At 68.2% G+C, this 19,690-nt stretch carries 17 protein-coding genes; 14 read left to right on the top strand and 3 right to left on the bottom strand.

Annotated features, from left to right (window positions below; all coding sequences use genetic code 11):
- Positions 1 to 4: 4 nt before the first annotated feature.
- From mraY to murB, 6 genes are all read left to right on the top strand, one after another.
- Positions 5 to 1,087 carry a phospho-N-acetylmuramoyl-pentapeptide-transferase gene (mraY, locus tag AC1REK_RS07665; RefSeq protein ID WP_327522031.1) on the top strand — a complete coding sequence of 361 codons (1,083 nt, stop codon included), beginning with the start codon at positions 5 to 7 and terminating at the stop codon, positions 1,085 to 1,087.
- 4 nt (positions 1,088 to 1,091) lie between these two features.
- A complete protein-coding gene (gene murD / locus AC1REK_RS07660; protein ID WP_492268502.1) occupies positions 1,092 to 2,519 on the top strand; it encodes a UDP-N-acetylmuramoyl-L-alanine--D-glutamate ligase in 1,428 nt (475 codons plus the stop codon).
- A gap of 219 nt (positions 2,520 to 2,738) precedes the next feature.
- Positions 2,739 to 3,878, top strand: coding sequence for an FtsW/RodA/SpoVE family cell cycle protein (locus AC1REK_RS07655; RefSeq protein WP_327522028.1), 1,140 nt, complete (start codon positions 2,739 to 2,741; stop codon positions 3,876 to 3,878).
- On the top strand, positions 3,875 to 4,975 hold the full coding sequence (gene murG, locus AC1REK_RS07650) for an undecaprenyldiphospho-muramoylpentapeptide beta-N-acetylglucosaminyltransferase (protein ID WP_492268503.1): 1,101 nt from the start codon (positions 3,875 to 3,877) through the stop codon (positions 4,973 to 4,975). Before AC1REK_RS07655 ends, murG begins: the two co-directional genes overlap by 4 nt.
- 39 nt (positions 4,976 to 5,014) lie before the next feature.
- Positions 5,015 to 6,427: a UDP-N-acetylmuramate--L-alanine ligase gene (gene murC, locus AC1REK_RS07645; RefSeq protein WP_492268504.1), complete on the top strand. Its 1,413-nt coding sequence runs from the start codon at positions 5,015 to 5,017 to the stop codon at positions 6,425 to 6,427.
- Entirely contained in the window at positions 6,424 to 7,347 is a 924-nt protein-coding gene (gene murB, locus AC1REK_RS07640; protein WP_492268505.1) for a UDP-N-acetylmuramate dehydrogenase, read from the top strand. The genes murC and murB overlap by 4 nt, the downstream gene beginning before the upstream one ends.
- Here the strand turns inward: murB and AC1REK_RS07635 are convergent.
- Entirely contained in the window at positions 7,302 to 8,222 is a 921-nt protein-coding gene (locus tag AC1REK_RS07635; protein ID WP_492268506.1) for a DMT family transporter, read from the bottom strand. The genes murB and AC1REK_RS07635 overlap by 46 nt on opposite strands.
- Positions 8,223 to 8,256: 34 nt before the next feature.
- A complete protein-coding gene (locus AC1REK_RS07630) occupies positions 8,257 to 8,838 on the bottom strand; it encodes a nitroreductase family protein (protein ID WP_492268507.1) in 582 nt (193 codons plus the stop codon).
- Between the two features lie 112 nt (positions 8,839 to 8,950).
- Here AC1REK_RS07630 and AC1REK_RS07625 point away from each other — a divergent pair, with 112 nt between their 5' ends.
- The 8 genes from AC1REK_RS07625 to recN all read left to right on the top strand — a co-directional run bounded on the left by AC1REK_RS07625 (position 8,951) and on the right by recN (position 18,730).
- On the top strand, positions 8,951 to 9,466 hold the full coding sequence (locus AC1REK_RS07625) for a MarR family winged helix-turn-helix transcriptional regulator (protein WP_492268508.1): 516 nt from the start codon (positions 8,951 to 8,953) through the stop codon (positions 9,464 to 9,466).
- Between the two features lie 107 nt (positions 9,467 to 9,573).
- Complete coding sequence (locus tag AC1REK_RS07620) at positions 9,574 to 10,488, top strand: D-alanine--D-alanine ligase (RefSeq protein ID WP_492268509.1); 915 nt, start codon at positions 9,574 to 9,576, stop codon at positions 10,486 to 10,488.
- Between the two features lie 26 nt (positions 10,489 to 10,514).
- Entirely contained in the window at positions 10,515 to 11,420 is a 906-nt protein-coding gene (locus AC1REK_RS07615) for a cell division protein FtsQ/DivIB (RefSeq protein WP_316018739.1), read from the top strand.
- Entirely contained in the window at positions 11,417 to 12,742 is a 1,326-nt protein-coding gene (gene ftsA / locus AC1REK_RS07610) for a cell division protein FtsA (protein ID WP_066471751.1), read from the top strand. The genes AC1REK_RS07615 and ftsA overlap by 4 nt, the downstream gene beginning before the upstream one ends.
- A 129-nt stretch (positions 12,743 to 12,871) precedes the next feature.
- Positions 12,872 to 14,581 carry a cell division protein FtsZ gene (ftsZ, locus tag AC1REK_RS07605; protein ID WP_492268510.1) on the top strand — a complete coding sequence of 570 codons (1,710 nt, stop codon included), beginning with the start codon at positions 12,872 to 12,874 and terminating at the stop codon, positions 14,579 to 14,581.
- 318 nt (positions 14,582 to 14,899) lie between these two features.
- A complete protein-coding gene (gene lpxC, locus AC1REK_RS07600; protein WP_316018737.1) occupies positions 14,900 to 15,850 on the top strand; it encodes a UDP-3-O-acyl-N-acetylglucosamine deacetylase in 951 nt (316 codons plus the stop codon).
- A gap of 175 nt (positions 15,851 to 16,025) precedes the next feature.
- On the top strand, positions 16,026 to 16,928 hold the full coding sequence (locus AC1REK_RS07595) for an outer membrane protein assembly factor BamD (RefSeq protein WP_327522017.1): 903 nt from the start codon (positions 16,026 to 16,028) through the stop codon (positions 16,926 to 16,928).
- Between the two features lie 113 nt (positions 16,929 to 17,041).
- On the top strand, positions 17,042 to 18,730 hold the full coding sequence (recN, locus tag AC1REK_RS07590; protein WP_492268511.1) for a DNA repair protein RecN: 1,689 nt from the start codon (positions 17,042 to 17,044) through the stop codon (positions 18,728 to 18,730).
- Positions 18,731 to 18,734: 4 nt separating this feature from the next.
- Here recN and aidB read toward each other — a convergent pair whose 3' ends face one another.
- Entirely contained in the window at positions 18,735 to 19,553 is an 819-nt protein-coding gene (aidB, locus tag AC1REK_RS07585) for an AidB family quorum-quenching N-acyl homoserine lactonase (protein ID WP_492268512.1), read from the bottom strand.
- Positions 19,554 to 19,690: the final 137 nt, after the last annotated feature.

Raw genomic sequence — 19,690 nt, 5'->3', positions numbered from 1 at the left:
TCCAATGCTGGTCTGGCTAGCCGATTTCGCGGTTCACTTCCCGATCCTGAACGTTTTCCGCTACATCACCTTCCGGGCCGGCGGGGCGACCGCGACCGCGCTGCTCTTCGTCTTCTTCTTCGGGCCGGCGGCGATCTCCTGGCTCCGGATCAAGCAGGGCAAGGGCCAGCCGATCCGCACCGACGGGCCGGAATCGCATCTCGCCAAGCGCGGCACGCCGACCATGGGCGGGCTGATGATCCTGACCGGGCTTTTCGTCGCGACGCTGCTCTGGGGTAATCTGCGCAACCCTTACGTCTGGATCGTGCTCGGCGTGACCGCGACCTACGGCGCCATCGGCTTCTATGACGACTATCTCAAGGTGACGAAGCAGTCGCATAAGGGCTTCTCGAGCAAGGCGCGCCTCGGCCTCGAGATCGTCATCGCGCTCGTCGCCTGCACGGCGATCATGCTGGTCAGCCCGCCCGCGATCGCCAGCGGCTTCGCACTGCCGTTCCTGAAGGAATGGATGATCCCGCTCGGAATTCTGTTCCCGGTGGTCACCGCCTTCGTCGTGGTCGGCGCCGGCAACTCGGTGAACCTGACCGACGGACTGGACGGGCTCGCCATCGTGCCGGTGATGATCGCGGCCGGAACCTTCGGCTTCATCGCCTATCTCGCCGGTAACGCCATCTTCGCCAACTACCTGCAGATCCACCATGTCCCCGGCGTCGGCGAGCTTGCCGTGATCTGCGGCGCGATGATGGGCGCCGGCCTCGGCTTCCTCTGGTTCAACGCGCCGCCGGCGCAAATCTTCATGGGCGACACCGGCTCGCTCGGTCTCGGCGGCATGCTCGGCACCATCGCGGTCGCGATCAAGCACGAGATCGTGCTCGCCATCGTCGGCGGCCTGTTCGTGGTCGAGGCGCTCTCGGTGATCATCCAGGTCGCGGTGTTCAAGCGTACCGGCAAGCGCGTCTTCCTGATGGCGCCGATCCACCACCATTTCGAAAAGCTGGGCTGGACCGAGCCGCAGGTGGTGATCCGCTTCTGGATCATCTCGGTGGTTCTGGCGCTGGTCGGCCTCGCCACGCTGAAGCTGCGTTGAGCCGATGACACCGGTCACCGTTTTCGCCGGCAAGACCCTCGCTCTGTTCGGCCTCGGCGGCTCGGGGCTCGCGACCGCCCGCGCGCTCGTCGCAGGCGGGACCGAAGTCGCCTGCTGGGACGACAACCAGGCAAGCCGCGACAAGGCGGCCGCCGAAGGGCTCTCCATCGTCGACCTCGCCAATGCCGACTGGTCGCGCTTTGCCGCCTTCGTGCTTTCGCCCGGCGTGCCGTTGACCCATCCCGCACCGCACTGGACGGTGGAGAAGGCGAACGCCGCCAATGTGCCCGTGATCGGCGACATCGAATTGTTCTTCCTCGAGCGCGCCAAGCTCGCGCCGGACGCGCCGGTGATCTGCATCACTGGCACCAACGGAAAGTCGACGACGACCGCCTTGATCGCCCATGTCCTGGCCTCCGCCGGCCGCGATGTGCAGATGGGCGGCAATATCGGCACCGCCGTGCTGGCGCTGGCGCCTCCGGCCAAGGACCGTATCCACGTCATCGAGTGCTCGACTTTCCAGATCGATCTCGCGCCCTCGATCAAGCCGAGCGTCGGCATCCAGATGAACCTGACTCCAGACCATCTCGACCGGCACGGCACTTTCGAGGCCTATGGCGCGATCAAGGAACGGCTGGTCGCTGCGTCCGATCTCGCGGTGATCGGCGTCGACGACGAGCCCTCGAAGCAGATGGCGCGGCGGCGCGCCGCCTCGGGCAAGCCATTGGTCAAGATCAGCGGCGAGCAGCCGCTCGACGAGGGCGTCTTCGCCGGCGTCACCGCCAATCAGGGCAAGCTCGACACGCGTATCGTCGAAGTGAAAGACGGCAAGCCGAAGGTCGTCGCCAATCTCGCTGGCATCGGCAGCTTGCGCGGAGCCCACAACGCCCAGAATGCGGCGGCCGCCTTCGCAGCCTGCGTGGCGGTCGGCCTCACGGCCGAGGAGGTCGCCGCCGGCTTCAAGAGCTATCCGGGCCTCAAGCACCGGATGGAGGAACTCGGGCGGATCGGCCGCGTCGTCTTCATCAACGATTCCAAGGCGACCAATGCCGACTCCACCGAGAAGGCGCTGACCTCCTTCCGCGCGATCTTCTGGATCCTCGGCGGCAAGGCGAAGGAGGGCGGCATCGAGTCGCTGCGGCGGTATTTCCCGAACATCGCCCATGCCTATCTGATCGGCGCGGCGAGCGATCTCTTCGCCGCGACCTTCGACGATGACGGCCGCGTCGCTTACGAGCGCAGCGGCACGCTCGACGTCGCGGTCGCGGCCGCAAGCGAAGCTGCGCTGGCGGCAGCGGGCGAGGGCGAGATCGCGGTGCTGCTTTCGCCGGCCTGCGCTTCTTACGACCAGTTCCCGAATTTCGAGGTTCGCGGCGATGCCTTCCGGTCGCTGGTCAAGGCGCTGCCGGGGTTCGAGGCGGTGGGCGTCTAGGTGGTGCGTTACGGCCATCCGGCCGAAGCGCAGCGCAGAGACGGGATCGATGCCTGAGCCTTTCCGAACGAGGGTCAGGCATGGGTCCCGGGTCGCCTGGGAACGACGGCTGCCGACGGTAAGAACTCAACTCGGAATCAATCGGTTAACCATTCATTGACAGAGTGATTCGCTGGAGCAGGCGCCTCGATCTGCCTGTTCGCTGACGGAGCCGGATAGATGAATTCGCGCGCAGAACCCAGCCTGAGCGGCCGTTGGTGGTGGTCGATCGACCGCGTCATCCTTTCCACGATGGTGGCGCTGATGGTCTCCGGCGTCGTGCTGCTGATGGCGGGCGGTCCGCCGGTCGCCGAGCGGCTGGGCCTGTCGACCTTCCATTTCGTCAACCGCCAGGCGGTCTATCTTCTGGCGGCGCTGGCGGTCTTCCTGATCACGTCGCTTTTGACCCCGCGCCAGGTCCGCCGCGCCGCCCTGATCGTCTATCTCGCCGCGCTGGCCGGGGTGATCGGCACGCTCTATTTCGGCGTCGAGGTCAAGGGCGCCAAGCGCTGGCTGACGCTCGGCCCGCTCGGCTCGGTCCAGCCCTCGGAATTCCTCAAGCCGGCCTTCGTCGTGATGGCGGCCTGGGCCTTCGCCGAGGGCAGCCGGCGGCCCGATCTGCCGGGCACGATCATCGCCTTCCTGCTCCTGCCGATGACCATCGTGCCGCTCGTCCTGCAGCCGGATTTCGGTCAGACGGTGCTGGTGACGCTGGTCTGGGCGGGCCTGTTCTTCGTCGCCGGGCTGCACTGGTTCTGGGTGATGGGCCTCGGCGGGGCAGGCGCCTTCGGCCTGCTGATCGCCTATCAGCTCGTGCCTCACGTGCGCGGCCGCATCGAGCGCTTCATGGACAAGGGCTCGGGCGACACCTTCCAGGTCGATACTGCGCTGGAGAGCTTCGCGCAGGGCGGCTGGCTCGGGAAGGGGCCGGGCGAGGGCACGGTCAAGCGCATCCTGCCGGACGCGCATACCGACTTCATCTTCGCGGTCACGGCCGAGGAATTCGGCGTCGTCGTCTGCATGGTCCTGGTCGCGATGTTCGCGATCATCGTGCTGCGGGCGCTGTTCGTGGCGCAGCGGGCGGAAGACCCGTTCGTCCGCCTCGCGGTGACCGGCCTCGCTTTGCTCTTCGGCACCCAGGCGGCGATCAACATGATGGTCAACCTGCACATGATGCCGGCCAAGGGCATGACGCTGCCCTTCATCTCCTATGGCGGCTCCTCGCTGATCTCGCTGGCGCTCGGCACCGGCTTCCTCCTGGCGTTGACGCGAAAGCGGCCGCGGGCCGAGAATTTCGGCGCGACGGGGCGCCGGCCGTGACGACAGGGGCGCGGGCTCCGCTGATCGTGCTCGCCGCGGGCGGCACGGGCGGGCATCTCTTCCCGGCCGAGGCGCTGAGCCACGCCCTGCATGCGCGCGGCCTGCGGGTGGCGCTGATCACGGACACCCGCGCCGCCGAATATGCCGGCAGCTTTCCGGCGGAATCGATCCATGCCGTGCCGGCTGCGACGCCGTCCGGCCGCTCGCCGCTGAAGATGCTGCAGGCGGCGCTGGTGCTGGCCAAGGGCGCCTTCGCGGCGCGCCGCGAGATCAAGGCGCTGAAGCCGGCGCTGGTCGTCGGCTTCGGCGGCTATCCGACGGTGCCGCCGGTCTTCGCCGCCGCGCTGATGGGTGTGCCGACCATGGTGCACGAGCAGAACGCCGTGATCGGCCGGGCCAACCGCTTCCTCGCGGGCCGGGTGAAGGTGATCGCCACCGGCTTCGCCGAGGTCGGCGGACTTTCCGCCACGCAGGCGGCGAAATGTCGCCAGGTCGGCAATCCGGTGCGGCCGGCGGTGATCGAGGCCGCCTCTCCCTATCCCTCGCTCGAGGGCGGGGTGAACCTGCTGGTCTTCGGCGGCAGCCAGGGCGCGCGCGTGATGGCCGACATCGTGCCCCCGGCGATCCAGCTGCTCAGCGCCGAGGAGCGGGCGCGGCTCAGCATCGTCCAGCAGGCGAGGGCCGAGGATGACGAGCGGGTGCGCGGCATCTATGCCGCGTTTGGCGTCAGGGCCGAGATCGCGCCCTTCTTTAAGGACCTGCCGGCGCGGATGGCGGCCTCCCATCTCGTGGTGGCGCGCTCGGGCGCCTCGACCGTCGCCGAGCTCTCGGTGATCGGCCGGCCGGCCCTGCTGGTGCCGCTGCCTGGCTCGCTCGACCAGGACCAGGCGGCCAATGCCGCGGTCCTCGAAAAGGCTGGCGGAGCCATCCGGATCATGCAGCCGGATTTCACGCCGCGGCGGCTCGCCAGCGAGCTTTCGGGCCTGCTTGCCGACCCCTCGCGCTTGACTGCGATGGCTGCGAGCGCCAAGAGCGCCGGAATTCCGGACGCCGCCGACCGGCTGGCGCGCCTGATCGCCGAAACCGCCCAGATCTGAATTTTCCCAAGATTTGAACTTTCCAGAGAGTATCGCACCATGAAGCTGCCGCCGAAGCTCGGCTCCATCCATTTCGTCGGTATCGGCGGCATCGGAATGTCGGGGATCGCCGAGGTGCTGCACAATCTCGGCTACAAGGTTCAGGGCTCGGATGCCTCCGACAACGCCAATGTCCGGCGCCTCGCCGACAAGGGCATCAAGACCTTCGTCGGCCATGCCGCCGGCAATCTCGGCGAGGCCGAGGTCGTCGTGGTCTCGACCGCGATCAAGCGCGACAACCCGGAATTGATGGCGGCGCGCGAGAAGCGCCTGCCGGTGGTCCGCCGGGCCGAGATGCTGGCCGAGTTGATGCGGCTCAAGAGCTGCGTCGCCATCGCCGGTACCCATGGCAAGACCACCACGACCTCGCTGGTCGCGACCCTGCTGGACAAGGGCGGGCTCGACCCGACCGTGATCAATGGCGGCATCATCAACGCCTACGGCACCAATGCCCGCATGGGCGAGAGCGACTGGATGGTGGTCGAGGCCGACGAGTCGGACGGCACCTTCCTGAAGCTGCCGGCCGATGTCGCGATCATCACCAATATCGACCCCGAGCATCTCGACCATTTCGGGACGTTCGACGCCATCAAGGGCGCCTTCCGCTCCTTCGTCGAGAACCTGCCCTTCTACGGCTTTGCGGTGATGTGCATCGACCATCCGACCGTGCAGGAGCTGGTCGGGCAGATCGAGGATCGCCGGGTCATCACCTATGGCGAGAACCCGCAGGCCGATTTCCGGCTGACCGATATCGACCTTTCCGGTGGCCAGGCCCGGTTCACCCTGCTGATCCGCGACCGCAAGAACGGGCGCGAGGACGCGATCCGCGATCTCGTCATGCCGATGCCGGGCCATCACAACGCGCTGAACGCCACCGCGGCGATCGCCGTCGCCTATGATCTTGGCGTGCCGGTCGAGACGATCCGCCAGGGGCTCGCCGGCTTCGGCGGGGTCAAGCGCCGCTTCACCCGCACCGGCGAATGGAACGGGGCGCAGATCTTCGACGATTACGGCCACCATCCGGTCGAGATCGCCGCCGTGCTCAAGGCGGCGCGCGCCTCGACCAAGGGCAAGGTCGTCGCCGTGGTCCAGCCGCACCGCTATACGCGGCTCTCCAGCCTGTTCAACGACTTCGCCTCCTGCTTCAACGACGCCGACACGGTGATCGTGGCCGACACATATGCGGCCGGCGAGCAGCCGATCCCGGGTGCCGATCGCGAAGGCCTCGTCGCCGCGATCAAGGCGCGCGGCCATCGCCATGCGCTGCCGCTGGAATCCTCCGAAAAACTCGCCGGCATGGTCGCGACGCTGGCGGGGCCGGGCGACTATGTCGTGCTGCTCGGCGCCGGCAACATCACGCAATGGGCCTATGCCCTGCCGGGAGAGCTCGCGGCGCTGGGGGGCGGCAAGTGAGCTTCCCGGACATCACGCCCGCCCTGCACGCCGCCGCCCTTGAGCTGCGTGGACGTCTCGTCGCCAATCAGGAGATGGCGGGGCTGACCTGGTTCCGCGTTGGCGGGCCGGCGCAGGTCCTGTTCACGCCGGCCGACGAGGCTGATCTCGCCTATTTCCTCTCCAGGCTGCCGGCTGAGATCCCGGTTACGGTGGTCGGGCTCGGCTCGAACCTGATCGTGCGTGATGGCGGCATTCCCGGCGTGGTGATCCGCCTCGGCGGCAAGGCCTTCGGCGAGATCGTGCGCGAGGACGGCGACCGGCTGCGTGCCGGCACCGCCGTGCCGGACGTCAAGGTGGCGCGGGCGGCGGCCGATGCCTCGCTCGACGGCCTCGCCTTCTATCGCGGCATCCCCGGCTGCATCGGCGGAGCTCTGCGGATGAACGCCGGCGCCCATGGCGGCGAGACGACGGATGTGCTGGTCGAGGCGCGCGGTGTGACGCGTGCCGGCGAGATCGTGACGTTCTCGCATGCCGATATGGGCTTCAGCTACCGCAACTCGGCAGCTCCGAGCGACATGATCTTCACCTCCGCGCTGTTCCAGGGGCGGCCCGGCGAACAGGCGGCGATCCTGGCCGAGATGGACCGCGTCACCTCGGCGCGCGAGGCGGCGCAGCCGATCAAGGAGCGCACCGGCGGCTCGACCTTCAAGAACCCCGAGGGCGGCAAGGCCTGGCAACTGATCGACGCCGCCGGCTGCCGCGGCCTGCGCATCGGCGGGGCCCAGGTCTCCGAGATGCACTGCAACTTCCTGATCAATACCGGCGGTGCGAGCGCCGCCGATATCGAAGGGCTCGGCGAAGAGGTCCGGCGCCGGGTCAAGGACAATTCAGGCTACGAGTTGCACTGGGAGATCAAGCGCTTCGGCGTCGCGGCCTGAGCGGGCGCCGCCGCTTCGACTGGCTTGGGCCGTGACAGCATGATCCCGGCGACGGTCGAGCCGAAGATGATGGCGATGCCGAACCATTGCTGGGCGTTGAACCATTCATTGAGCAGGGCGGCGCCGAGGAAGGTCGCGACCAGCGGGCTGAGCAGGCTCAGGAAGGCGACACCCGTGCCGATCGCGGCGATGCCGCGCACCCAGAGCCAATAGGCGAGGGCGGTGCCGATCACGACCAGATAGCTCAGGCCGACGAGATTGCCCATGGTCGGCGCGGGCGGCAGGCCCTCGACCATCAGCGCGACCGGCAGGAGCAGCAGTCCGCCGAGGGTGAGCTGCCAGGCGGCGAGCGCGAGCGGCGTGCCGACCTTGCCCCAGCGCTCGATCAGCACCGTGCCAGTCGCCATCGAGGCGGCGCCGACGAGCGCGGCGGCGACGCCGATCGCATCGAGCTTCACCGTGTCGTCGATCACCAGCAGGCCGACACCGGCGGTCCCGGCGAGCGCGGCGAGTACTTGGCCGAGCCGGGGCCGGCGCAGCAGCAGGGGCCAGGCCAGGAAGGCGACGAGCAGCGGCTGCATCGAGCCCAGCGTCGCGGCGAGCCCGCCCGGCAGGCGCGCGGCGCTGAGGAAGAGCATGCCGAAGAACAGGCCGATATTGGCAAAGCCGATGATGGCGAGCGGCAGGAGCTTGTCGCGCGGCGGCAGGCCCGGCCCGAGCAGCATCAGGAGGATGCCGGCCGGCAAGGCGCGCAGCGCCCCGACCAGCAGCGGATGCTCGACGGGAAGCGTCTGGGTGAAGACGACATAGGTCGAGCCCCAGAGGATGGGCGCGAGGATCGTCGCGAACAGGATGCGGGTCTTGGTGTCGGCCATGGCCGTGACCTTTCGAAAGAGGCGGAACCGGCGCTCAGGCCGGGAAGGGGCCGGCGAAGGCGGTTTCGGTCAGCGAGCGTCGCGGGCTCGGCCATTCGCGTTCGCGCAATTGCGGCGGCAGCGTCTCGGGGTCCGCACGGCGGCCGAGCGCGACGGCGATCTCGATGCGGAAGCGGGGCGGGACGGCGAGGCTCGTGCGGGCGGCCTCGAACGCGATGCCGGCCATCGCATGGGCGTGGTAGCCGAGCCGGACAGCCTGCAGGGCGATGTGCGACCAGGCGGCGCCGGTGTCGAAGCTGCGGATCGGCGAGGCCTGCTGCTGGGCCGCGTCGTCCGTGCCGGTGTCCGACAGCAGGAAGACGAGGGCCGAGGCCGAGCCGGCCCAGCTCTGGTTGAAGCTGTCGAGCAGCGAGAGGAAGCGCGGCCAGTGCGCGTCGTCGCGCAGGGCGTAGAGGAAGCGCCAGGGCTGCACATTGTAGGCTGACGGAGCCCAGCGGGCGGCTTCGAGGATGGTCAGCAGCGCCTCGGTTGGCATGGGCTCCGGGTGGAAGGCGCGGGGCGACCAGCGCTCGATGAAGATCGGGTCGATCGGGAATGCGGCGGTTCTGTCCATCATGGTCTTGCTCACGCCTGGTTTGCGGCAGCAGAAGGTGGCTGCTAGGTTCATCCGAAGTGTGATAATTCGATATCGAATTATTTGATGACGGATAATTAGGCGCGGGATTTCCATGAGTCAAGCTGACGAAGCCGGGCAAGGCGGCCCGCTCGATTCGATCCTCATGCAGTGGCGGCGTGCCCGGCCGGACATCGACGCGAGTCCGATGGCGGTGTGCGGCGCGATCTGGCGGGCGGCGGAGCGCGTCCGGCTCGGTGTCGGGCGTAATCTCGCCGGCGAGGAACTCGACTTCGCCGGCTTCGACGTGCTGATGACGCTGCGCCGCCAGGGCGAGCGCGGCGGTTCGCTGACCCCCTCGGAACTCGCCAAGGACATGATGCTCTCGACCTCGGCGATGACGAATCGCCTCGACCGGCTGGAGAGGCGCGGTTTGATTGCCAGGCAGGCCGATCCACAGGATCGGCGCAGCCTGCGCATCGTCCTCACCGATGAAGGTTTCGCGCTGATCGAGCGGCTGGTGGTCTCCCATGTCGGGACCGAGGAGCGCCTGATTGCCCGGCTGGATAAGGCCGAACGGGCCTTGCTCACGACCCTGCTGGCGAAGGTCGCAGCTGAGGAGGGGGAGTGAGGCGCGGCCGCCACAGCCGGCTCGACATTAACCAAGGGCGCGGTTTCTTAACGCGTCGTTAACCATATCTGGCCAGTTTCGCCGCAGGTGCGGAGCTTGGAGCCAGCATGAGCAAACACGTCGCAGTTCTGATGGGCGGATGGTCCGTGGAGCGCGAGGTCAGCCTGAATTCCGGTGCCGGCTGTGCTGCCGCGCTGGAGCGGGCGGGCTTCCGCGTGACCCGGGTCGACGTCCAGCGGGACATCGCGGCGGTGCTCGAGAAGCTTCGGCCCGACGTCGCCTTCAACGGCCTGCATGGTCGTTTCGGCGAGGACGGCACCATTCAGGGCGTGCTCGAGATCATGGGCATCCCCTATACCCATTCCGGCGTGCTCGCTTCGGCGCTGGCGATCCGCAAGGACAAGGCCAAGATGGTCGTCGCCGCGGCCGGTGTCCCGGTCGCGCACGGCGTCAACGTCACGCGCTTCGAGGCCGCCAAGCGTCATGCCTTGCCGCCGCCTTACGTGCTGAAGCCGATCGACGAGGGATCCTCGGTCGGGGTCGTGATCGTCAAGAAGGGCCGCGAGCATCCACCCCAGGAAATCGCCCGGCCGGACTGGCCCTGCGGGGACCTCCTACTGGCCGAAACCTTCATTGCCGGGCGCGAGCTGACCTGCGCGGTGATGGACGGCAAGTCCTTGGGAGTGACCGAGATTCGGGCGGCGACGGGTGAGTTCTACGACTACGATGCGAAGTATGCGAAAGGCGGTTCGATTCACATCTGCCCCGCTCAAATTTTACCGAATATTTACCAGCGGATCGAAGAGTGTGCGTTAACGGCGCATCAAGCAATCGGGTGCCGCGGCGTCAGTCGTTCCGACTTCCGATATGACGACGAGACCGACACTCTCGTCTGGCTGGAAGTTAACACGCAGCCCGGCATGACCGAGACCAGCCTGGTACCCGAACTGGCCGCCCACGCGGGCATGAATTTCAGTGAGCTCGTCACATGGATGGTGGAGGACGCCTCCTTAGATCGGTGAACGCGGTGCTGGCAGGGTCCGGTCCGATGACACCGACGCGCGCTGCGGGGCCTCAACTCCTCGTCGGCGAGCGCTCGCGCCGCTGGTTTCGCGGCTCGCGGCGCAGCGCCTTCGCGCTGCCGCTGGCACAGCGCCTGCCGCGCGGCCTGGGCTCCTGGCTCGCCGTCGGCTTCCTCGCCCTGTCGGCGACGACGGGCGCCGCGCTCGGCGGCCATTTCGAGACGCTGCGCGAGACCTATGGCGAACCCAAGCACGCGCTGGCCCGGCTGGTCGGCCTCGGCATCGACCGTGTCACCATTTCCGGCCTGACCGAGCTTTCCGAGATCGAAGTGCTGGTCGCGGCGGGCATCGACCCGAAGATCTCGCTCGCCTTCTTCGATGCCGACGAGGCGCGCCGGCGGCTCGAATCGACTCCGCTGATCCGCGAGGCTTCGGTCCGCAAGCTCTATCCCGGCGAGATCGCGATCAACCTCACCGAGCGCGAGCCGTTCGCGCTCTGGCAGACCAAGGGGGATCTGTTCCTGATCGCGGCCGACGGCACGGTGATCGACCGGATGGATGATGGCCGCTTCGCCCATCTGCCGCTGGTCGTCGGAACCGACGCCAATCTGCGTGCCCGCGACTATGTCGCGCTGCTCGCTTCTGCCGGCCCGTTCGCGCCGCGCATCCGCGCCGGCAGCCTCGTCGCCGGCCGGCGCTGGAACCTCAAGCTCGACACGGGCATCGACATCCGCCTGCCCGAAACCGAGTCCGGTGCGGCGCTGAAGCGCCTGGTCGGCCTCGAACAGGATTTCCGGATCAGCGAGAAGGATCTGATCGCCATCGACCTGCGCCAGCCTGACCGCGTGACAATGCGACTGACCGAGGAGGGCGCGGCCGCACGGGCCGAGCTGCTCAAGAACAAGGGCAAGAAGAAGGGAGGCGAGGCATGAGCCTGACCTCCCAGGGCCTGACGCCGCGGATGCGGCCGCTCTCGTCGCGCAAGAGCGCGACCCTGTCGATTCTCGACATCGGCACGAGCAAGGTCGTCTGCCTGATCGCGGAGCTCAATCCGGCCGAGGCGAACGAGCGTCTGCGCGGGCGCACCCATGTCGCCCGCATCGTCGGCATCGGCCATCAGCGTTCGCTCGGCCTGAAGGGCGGGGCGATCATCGACCTCGACAGCGCCGAGCGCGCCATCCGGGCCGCGGTCGACGCCGCCGAGCGGATGGCCAAGGTCGAGGTGCAGTCGGTCATCGTCAACCTGACCGGCGGCCGGCTGAACTCGCAGCACTATCAGGCCAGCGTCGAGCTGCGCGGCGGCTCGGTCGGCGATTCCGACGTGAAGCGCGTGCTCGCAGCGGCCGCCAACCACGCCATCCGGCCGGGCAAGGCGGTGCTCCACGCGCTGCCGACGGGCTATGCGCTCGACGGCTCGCCCGGCGTGCTCGATCCGCGTGGGCTGATCGGCGGCTCGCTTTCGGTCGACATGCATGTCGTCGCCTCCGAGGCGGCTGCGGCGCGCAACGTCATGCTGGCGGTCGAGCGCTGCCATCTCGAGGTCGAGGCCGTCGTCGCGACGCCTTATGCGGCCGGGCTTTCCGTGCTGGTCGACGACGAGGCCGAAATGGGCGTCGTCGTGGTCGACATGGGTGGCGGCACGACCTCGCTCGGCGTCTTCGCCGGCGGTCACCTGACCCATGCCGACGCCATCGCGGTCGGCGGCAACCACATCACCATGGACGTGGCGCGCGGGCTTTCGACCCGGGTCGCGGCGGCCGAGCGGCTGAAGACGCTGCACGGCTCGGCGATCTCCAGCCCGTCCGACGATCGCGACATGATCGCGGTGCCGCAGGTCGACGATGACGAGCGCGACATGCCGAACCATCTGGCGAAGTCGCATCTCATCCGGATCATCAAGCCGCGCGTCGAGGAGATCCTCGAACTCGTGCGCGACCGGCTCAAGGCGGCCGGATTCTCGGCCGAGGCCGGCCGGCGCGTCGTCCTGACGGGCGGCGCCTGCCAGCTCACCGGCATGCCGGAAGTTGCAAGGCGCGTGCTCGGCGGCCAGGTCCGCACCGGGCGCCCGCTCGGTATCCGGGGCCTGCCCGAAGCGGGCAAGGGTCCGTCCTTCGCCGCGGCGGTCGGCCTGCTGGTCTATCCGCAGGTCGCCCATGTCGAGCATTTCGAGCCGCGGGCCGGCGCGTCCTACTTCGCCCATGCTGCCGACGGGTATTTCTCGCGTGTCGGCCGCTGGCTGAAGGAGAGTTTCTGAGAGTTGCGGTCCGCCCGGCCACCCGGCCGGCGGAACGGAGTGAGTTCGTGAAATCGGGGCCCCGGCCCCTGGCGTGGAAAACGGGACGGCGCCCGCCAGGGACCGGACGGAAATTTGAAAGAGGCAACCATGGCGATGAATCTGCAAGCCCCGGACATCCGGGAACTGAAGCCCCGAATCACCGTGTTCGGCGTCGGCGGTGCCGGCGGCAACGCCGTGAACAACATGATCGAGGCTGGCCTCGACGGGGTCGATTTCGTCTGTGCCAACACCGATGCCCAGGCTCTGGCGCTCTCGCGCGCCCCGCGCATCATCCAGATGGGTCTCCAGGTCACCGAAGGCCTCGGCGCCGGCTCGCAGCCGGAAGTCGGGCGCGCGGCGGCCGAGGAGGTCGTCGACGAGATCCGTGATCACCTCGCCGGTGCGCACATGGTCTTCATCACCGCCGGCATGGGCGGTGGTACCGGTACCGGCGCGGCGCCCGCCATCGCCCGCGTCGCCCGGGACATGGGGATCCTCACCGTCGGCGTCGTCACCAAGCCGTTCCAGTTCGAAGGCCATCGCCGCATGCGCATGGCCGAGGCCGGCATCGGCGAGCTCAACGAAGCCGTCGACACGCTGATCGTCATCCCGAACCAGAACCTGTTCCGTGTCGCCAACGAGAACACCGGTTTCGCCGACGCCTTCGGCATGGCCGACCAGGTGCTCTACTCGGGCGTCGCCTGCATCACCGACCTGATGGTCCGTCCCGGCCTGATCAACCTCGACTTCGCCGACGTCCGCGCCGTGATGCGCGGCATGGGCAAGGCGATGATGGGCACCGGCGAGGCGCAGGGCGAGAAGCGCGCGCTCTCGGCCGCCCAGGCCGCGATCAACAACCCGCTGCTCGACGACGTCTCGATGAAGGGCGCCCGTGGCCTGCTGATCTCGATCACTGGCGGCCGCGACATGAAGCTCTACGAGGTCGACGAGGCCGCCACCCGCATCCGCGAGGAGGTCGATTCCGAGGCCAACATCATCGTCGGCGCGACCTTCGACGAATCGCTCGAGGGCACCGTGCGCGTCTCGGTCGTCGCGACCGGCATCGACAAGCCGGTGAGCTCGCAGGCCGAGGTCGACGCGACCGAGGCCCGCATCGCCGAGGTCGCCGAGCGGCTGAAGGCCGAGGCTCGCCTGCGCACCGCCGTGCCGAATGTGCGCACCGCCTCCGCCCCGGCGCCGGCTCCCATCCCGCAGCCGGAGCCGGCTCCGGAGCTGCGCCTGCCGCCGATGCCCGAGCCCGTCCGCCCGGCCGCGCCGGCCAACTTCGCCGCCGACGTCCGCATCGAGCCGGTGCAGCCGCGCCCGGTCATGGCCGCTCCGCCGATGCAGCAGCCGCTCCCGGTCGAGGCCGAGCTGCCCTATCTTGAGGACAGCTTCATCCCGCCGGCGCCCGAGCGCGCCGTGATTCGGCCGACCCGCATGCCGCGGATCGAGGATTTGCCGATGCCGGCGCAGAACCAGATCGCGCAGACCCGCGCGGCCGCCGTTGCGCCGCAGGCTGCGGTCTCTGCCGATCAGAAGCGGATGTCGCTGATGCAGCGCCTGGCCTCCGTCGGCTTCGGCCGCAAGGAAGAGGAAGCCGTGGAGGCTCCGGCTCCGGCGCCGCGTCCGGCCCCGCCGGTCCCGGTTGCGCCGCCGAGCGCTGCCCATGCCGAGTTCATGCGCCGCCCGGCCGCGCCGCAGGCCTCCAGGCCGGCGCAGGGCCAGCTCGACCCGCATGGCCGCGCCGCCCCGGCCCGGCCTGCCGAGGAGGATCATCTCGAGATCCCGGCCTTCCTGCGGCGTCAGTCCAGCTGAGGTCAAAACAGGTCTCAGGACCAATTTTAAACAAAGGGTCCGGCGCAACCTTGCGCCGGGCCTTTTTTAACGTCTGAAAAACCATATACATCAATCGGATGGTGAGGTTTTTGGCGCTCCTTAAACTCTGTTACAGAGCGAAAGAAAGCGTGATTTTGAAGCCCCGCCTCCTGCGCTTATCTTGCAGGTCAACACCGGGAAGACGGATTCGGGGCGATGCCCTGGACTGCTCGTTTCAAGGGAACCGCGATCGATCGTCAGATTGGCAGCGCCGCCAGGCGCCGGACCGGATCGTCGCGCTAAGGATCGGATAAGAGTATGATGGCTGACCGGCAGACGACCCTTCGCTCGCCCGTAACCCTTGAAGGTATCGGCGTTCATTCGGGAGCTCCCGCCTGCCTGTGCCTGCGTCCCTCCGCCGCCAACACCGGTGTCGTCTTCCTCCGCAAGGGGCTCGAAGGCGGCCATGAGCAACTCATCCACGCCCGCCACAACAAGGTCAGCGCCACCGAGCTCTGCACCGTCGTCGGCGAGCAGGCTTCCGGTTCGGTCGCCACCATCGAGCATCTGATGTCGGCTTGCGCCGGTCTCGGGCTCGACAATGTGCTGGTCGAGATCGACGGGCCGGAAATGCCGATCATGGACGGCAGCGCCACCGAGTTCGTCACGGCCATCGAAGCTGCGGGCATCGTCGCCCTGGGCGCCGCCCGCCGCTATCTCAAGGTCCTGCGCCCGGTCCGTATCGAGCACGGCCGCGCCTTCGCCGAGCTGGCGCCGTCCGAGTCGGGTTTCCGCCTCGATGTCGAGATCGATTTCGACAGCCCTGCCATCGGCCGCCAGCGCAAGATCTTCGACCTCGATCCTGCCGCCTATGCCAGCGAGATCTCGCGGGCCCGCACCTTCGGCTTCATGCGCGATGTCGAGCAGCTCTGGAAGGCCGGCTTCGCGCTCGGCGCCTCGCTCGACAACACCGTCGCCATCGGCGAGGACAAGGTGATCAATCCCGAAGGCCTGCGCTATGCCGACGAGTTCGTGCGCCACAAGGTGCTCGATGCGGTCGGTGACCTCGCACTGGCCGGCTATCCGATTCTCGGTGAGTTCCGCTCCTATTGCGGCGGCCATCGCATGAACGTGCGCATCCTCGAGGCTCTGTTCGCCGACCGCGCCAATTATGCGATCGTCGAGGCCGAGCCGGTCTACGCGCCGCGCGCTGTCCAGATGGCGGCCGGCGCTCCGATGCCGGCGGCTCTGGCGCCCGATCTGCACTGAAATCCGGCGATCACGCGACGCCGCGCCTTGCATTCGCCGGCTTCCTGTCGGAAGCACGGTGGCGATTTGCATTGCATGAAGCGCCCTTCACGGTTGGCGAAACGGTGACTTCTGGAGTAAAGCCATTTTCGCCCGCCTTCGAAAGCGGCGCTGAAGGACGGATGAAGTGAGCGTCATGCGGCTGAAGACATTCAATACCGGCGAAATGGCGAGCGGCGGCAGGCGGCTTGCGCTCGTGTTCTCGCTGGCGGCTGCGCTCGGCGGCTGCGATACGCTGAGCTCGATGAACCCGTTCGACAAGCCTGAGGTCTACAAGCCCGAAGTGCTGCCGACCGTGCCGGCTGACAAGCTGTACAATGAGGGCCTGGCCCGCATGCAGAACGGCGACAGCGAGGGCGCGACCAAGAAGTTCGAGGAGATCGACAAGCAGGCGCCGTTCTCGCCCTATTCGCGCAAGGGCCTGATCCTCACTGCCTATACGAACTACCAGGCGAGCAAGTGGGACGACGCGATCACCGCGTCCAAGCGCTTCCTGGCGCAGAACCCGGCGAGTCCGGATGCCGCCTATGCGCAGTACATCATGGCGATGTCCTACTTTAACCAGATCCCGGACGCGACGCGCGACCAGGAGCGGACGGAGCAGGCGCTGCGGGCGATGCAGGAGCTGCTCGACCGTTATCCGAGGTCCGAATACGTCGTCGACGTCCGCGAGAAGATGCTGGTCGCGCGCGACCAGCTGGCCGGCAAGGAGATGAATGTCGGCCGCTTCTATCTCGAGAAGCGCAATTATCCCGGCGCCGTGAACCGGTTCCGCGACGTGATCACCAAGTACCAGACGACGCGCCATGTCGAGGAGGCGCTGATGCGCCTGACCGAGGCCTATATGGCGCTCGGCATCACCAACGAGGCGCAGACCGCTGCGGCGGTGCTCGGGCACAATTTCCCCGACAGCCCCTGGTACAAGGACGCCTATGTGCTGCTCGAAAGCGGCGGGTTGCAGCCGCGCGAGGATCGCGGCTCCTATATCAGCCGGCTGTTCAACGGGTTCAGCCGCACCGTCACCGGCCTGATCCGCTGAGTCGGCGGGCGAGCGGCAACGGTCCGTCCGTGCACGCCCCGGCATCCAGCTGCCCGGACCGGCCCGTGTCGGCCGGGCATGCCCAGAACCCGCACACCGGCTGAGTCCGCCTCATGCTCGCCCAGCTCTCGATCCGCGACATCGTTCTGATCGACCGGCTCGATCTGGCCTTTCATGACGGGCTCAGCGTCCTCACCGGCGAGACCGGCGCCGGCAAGTCGATCCTGCTCGACGGTTTCGCGCTGGCGCTCGGCGGGCGCGGCGATGGAGGCCTCGTCCGCCATGGCGAGACGCAAGGGCAGGTCAGCGCCGTCTTCGATCTGCCGCACGAGCATCCGGCGCGCGCATTGGCGCAGGCGCAGGAAATCGACACCGACGGCGATCTGATCCTGCGCCGGGTGCAATATGCCGACGGACGCACCCGCGCCTTCATCAACGATCAGCCGGTCAGCGTGCAGATCCTGCGCATGGTCGGTGCGGCGCTGGTCGAGATTCACGGCCAGCACGACGACCGGGCGCTGACCGACCCGGCCCAGCACCGTTCCATCCTCGACGATTTCGGCGAGCTGACGCGGCAGGCCGGCGAAGTCGCCCAGGCCAGCGAGGTGCTGAAGCGCGCCCGCCAGGCCCTGCAGAGCCAGCGCATGCGGGTCGAGACGGCGCGCAAGGAGGCTGATTTCCTGCGCCATGCCGTCGCCGAGCTCGCCAAGCTCGCCCCGGAGCCGGGCGAGGAGGAGGCGCTGGCCGGCGAGCGCCAGGCGATGATGCAGGCCGAGAAGGTCGCGCGCGACATCTCCGAGGCCTATGAGGCCGTCGGCGGCGGCGCGTCGCCGGTCGCGGCATTGTCCGGCGTGCTGCGCCGGCTGGAACGCCGGGCGGCGCAGGCGCCCGAGCTGATCGATCCCTCGACGGCGGCGCTGAACACCGCGATCGTTGCGCTGGAGGAGGCCGGCGAGGTGCTCGCTGCGGCGATGCGCGCCGCCGAATACGATCCGCGCGTGCTGGAGAGGGTCGAGGAGCGCCTGTTCGCCTTGCGTGCCGCGGCGCGGAAATTCGACGTACCGGTCGATGCCCTGCCGGCGCTGGCAGAGACAATGGCGGCCGATCTCGCCGCGCTCGACGAGAGCGAAGGCTCGCTGAAGCGGCTGGAAGCCGAGCTCGCCGAAGCGGAAGCGGCCTATATCGCCGGGGCGACCGCTTTGTCGGCCGGGCGGGTTCGTGCGGCCGCTGCGCTCGACGCCGCCGTCAAGATCGAGCTGCCGCCGCTGAAGTTGGAGCGGGCGCGTTTCATCACGCAGATCGACAGCGATTCCGAGGCGCGCGGACCGGAAGGCTTCGATCGCGTCGAGTTCTGGGTCGAGACCAACCCGGGAACCCGGCCCGGGCCGATGATGAAGGTCGCGTCCGGCGGCGAGCTCTCGCGCTTCATGCTGGCGCTGAAGGTCGTTTTGGCCGAGCGCGGCTCGGCGCCGACGCTGGTCTTCGACGAGATCGATACGGGCGTCGGTGGTGCCGTCGCGGATGCGATCGGGGAACGGCTGGCGCGGCTGGCGTCCCGGGTGCAGGTCGTCTCGGTGACGCATGCGCCGCAGGTCGCGGCCAAGGCCGGGCGGCATTTCCTGATCGCGAAATCCGCGCAGGCGTTGGAGGGTGCAAGTGAGCGCACCGTCACCCGCGTCACGCCGCTGGAACAGGAGACGCGGCGCGAGGAGATCGCCCGCATGCTCGCGGGCGCCTCGATCACCGAGGAGGCGCGGGCGGCCGCCGGCAAGCTGCTCAATGCTGCGGGGATGCGCGACTAGTCGATCAGGCCGGGGTCAGTTCGTACCCCGTGCCTTTCTCGATCGCCCGCCTGAAGCCTTCGATATGACCGCCTGAGACGATCCAGCCTTCGCGCGCGGCCCGTTCGAGAACGGCACGACGGGAGGCGCAGGCAGTGGCGGCGTCGAAATCGTAGATGAAGCCGATATCCGGATCGGTGGCCTGCAGGTCGGAGAGATGCAGCGCATCGCCCCAGAGCAGCAGGCTCTCTTCGCCCTCGATCAGATAGCCGCTATGGCCGGCGGTGTGGCCGGGGAGCGGGATCAGCGTGATACCGGGCCGCACGCTGCCTGCCGGGACAGAATGGATGCGGTCGCCATAGTGCTTCTGCACCGCTGCGGTGATGGCAAAGCCTCCCTGCCGGTTCTGTGGGGTCTGCGCGCGATTGCCTTCGTTTCCGAAGAAGCCGAAATCCGCCTCGGGCACGATGATCTCGGCGTTCGGAAAACGGGCGCGTTCGCCGTCGAACAGGCCGAGCGCATGGTCGCCGTGAAGATGCGTGATCAGGACACGCTCGACCTGTTCGGGGGCGATGCCTGCCTTGGCCATGGCGGCGGGCGCATGTCCCATCGCCTCGCCCCAGGAAGGGCCGGTGCCGGCATCGATCAGCGTGATGCCGTCGGCGCCCTTCAGGGCGAAGCAGTTGACGGGGATGCGGACCTTCGGCTTGGCCCAGCGCGTCAAGGCCCCGTCGCGAGCGGCTTCGCCTTCGGCATGGATCAGGACATCGAGCGGCGCCTCGAAGACACCATCGTCCAGGATGAGCACGTCATAGGGTCCGAAACGCCGCCAAATATCGCTCATGCCCGCCGATCTCCGCTCCGGTGACACTTGTTAGATCACGCGGCTCTCGACGCGGGCAACGGAACGGGCAGCATGGCCGGCCTCCTCTGCCGCATGCGGGGCCGACCGATGCCGCATTCCCTTTTTCCGCGTTTTCC

This window comes from Allobosea sp. GW823-FHT02B03 (assembly GCF_058797755.1).
Note: the sequence above shows the minus strand (reverse complement) of the source record. Positions and strands in the feature narration are given on the sequence as shown.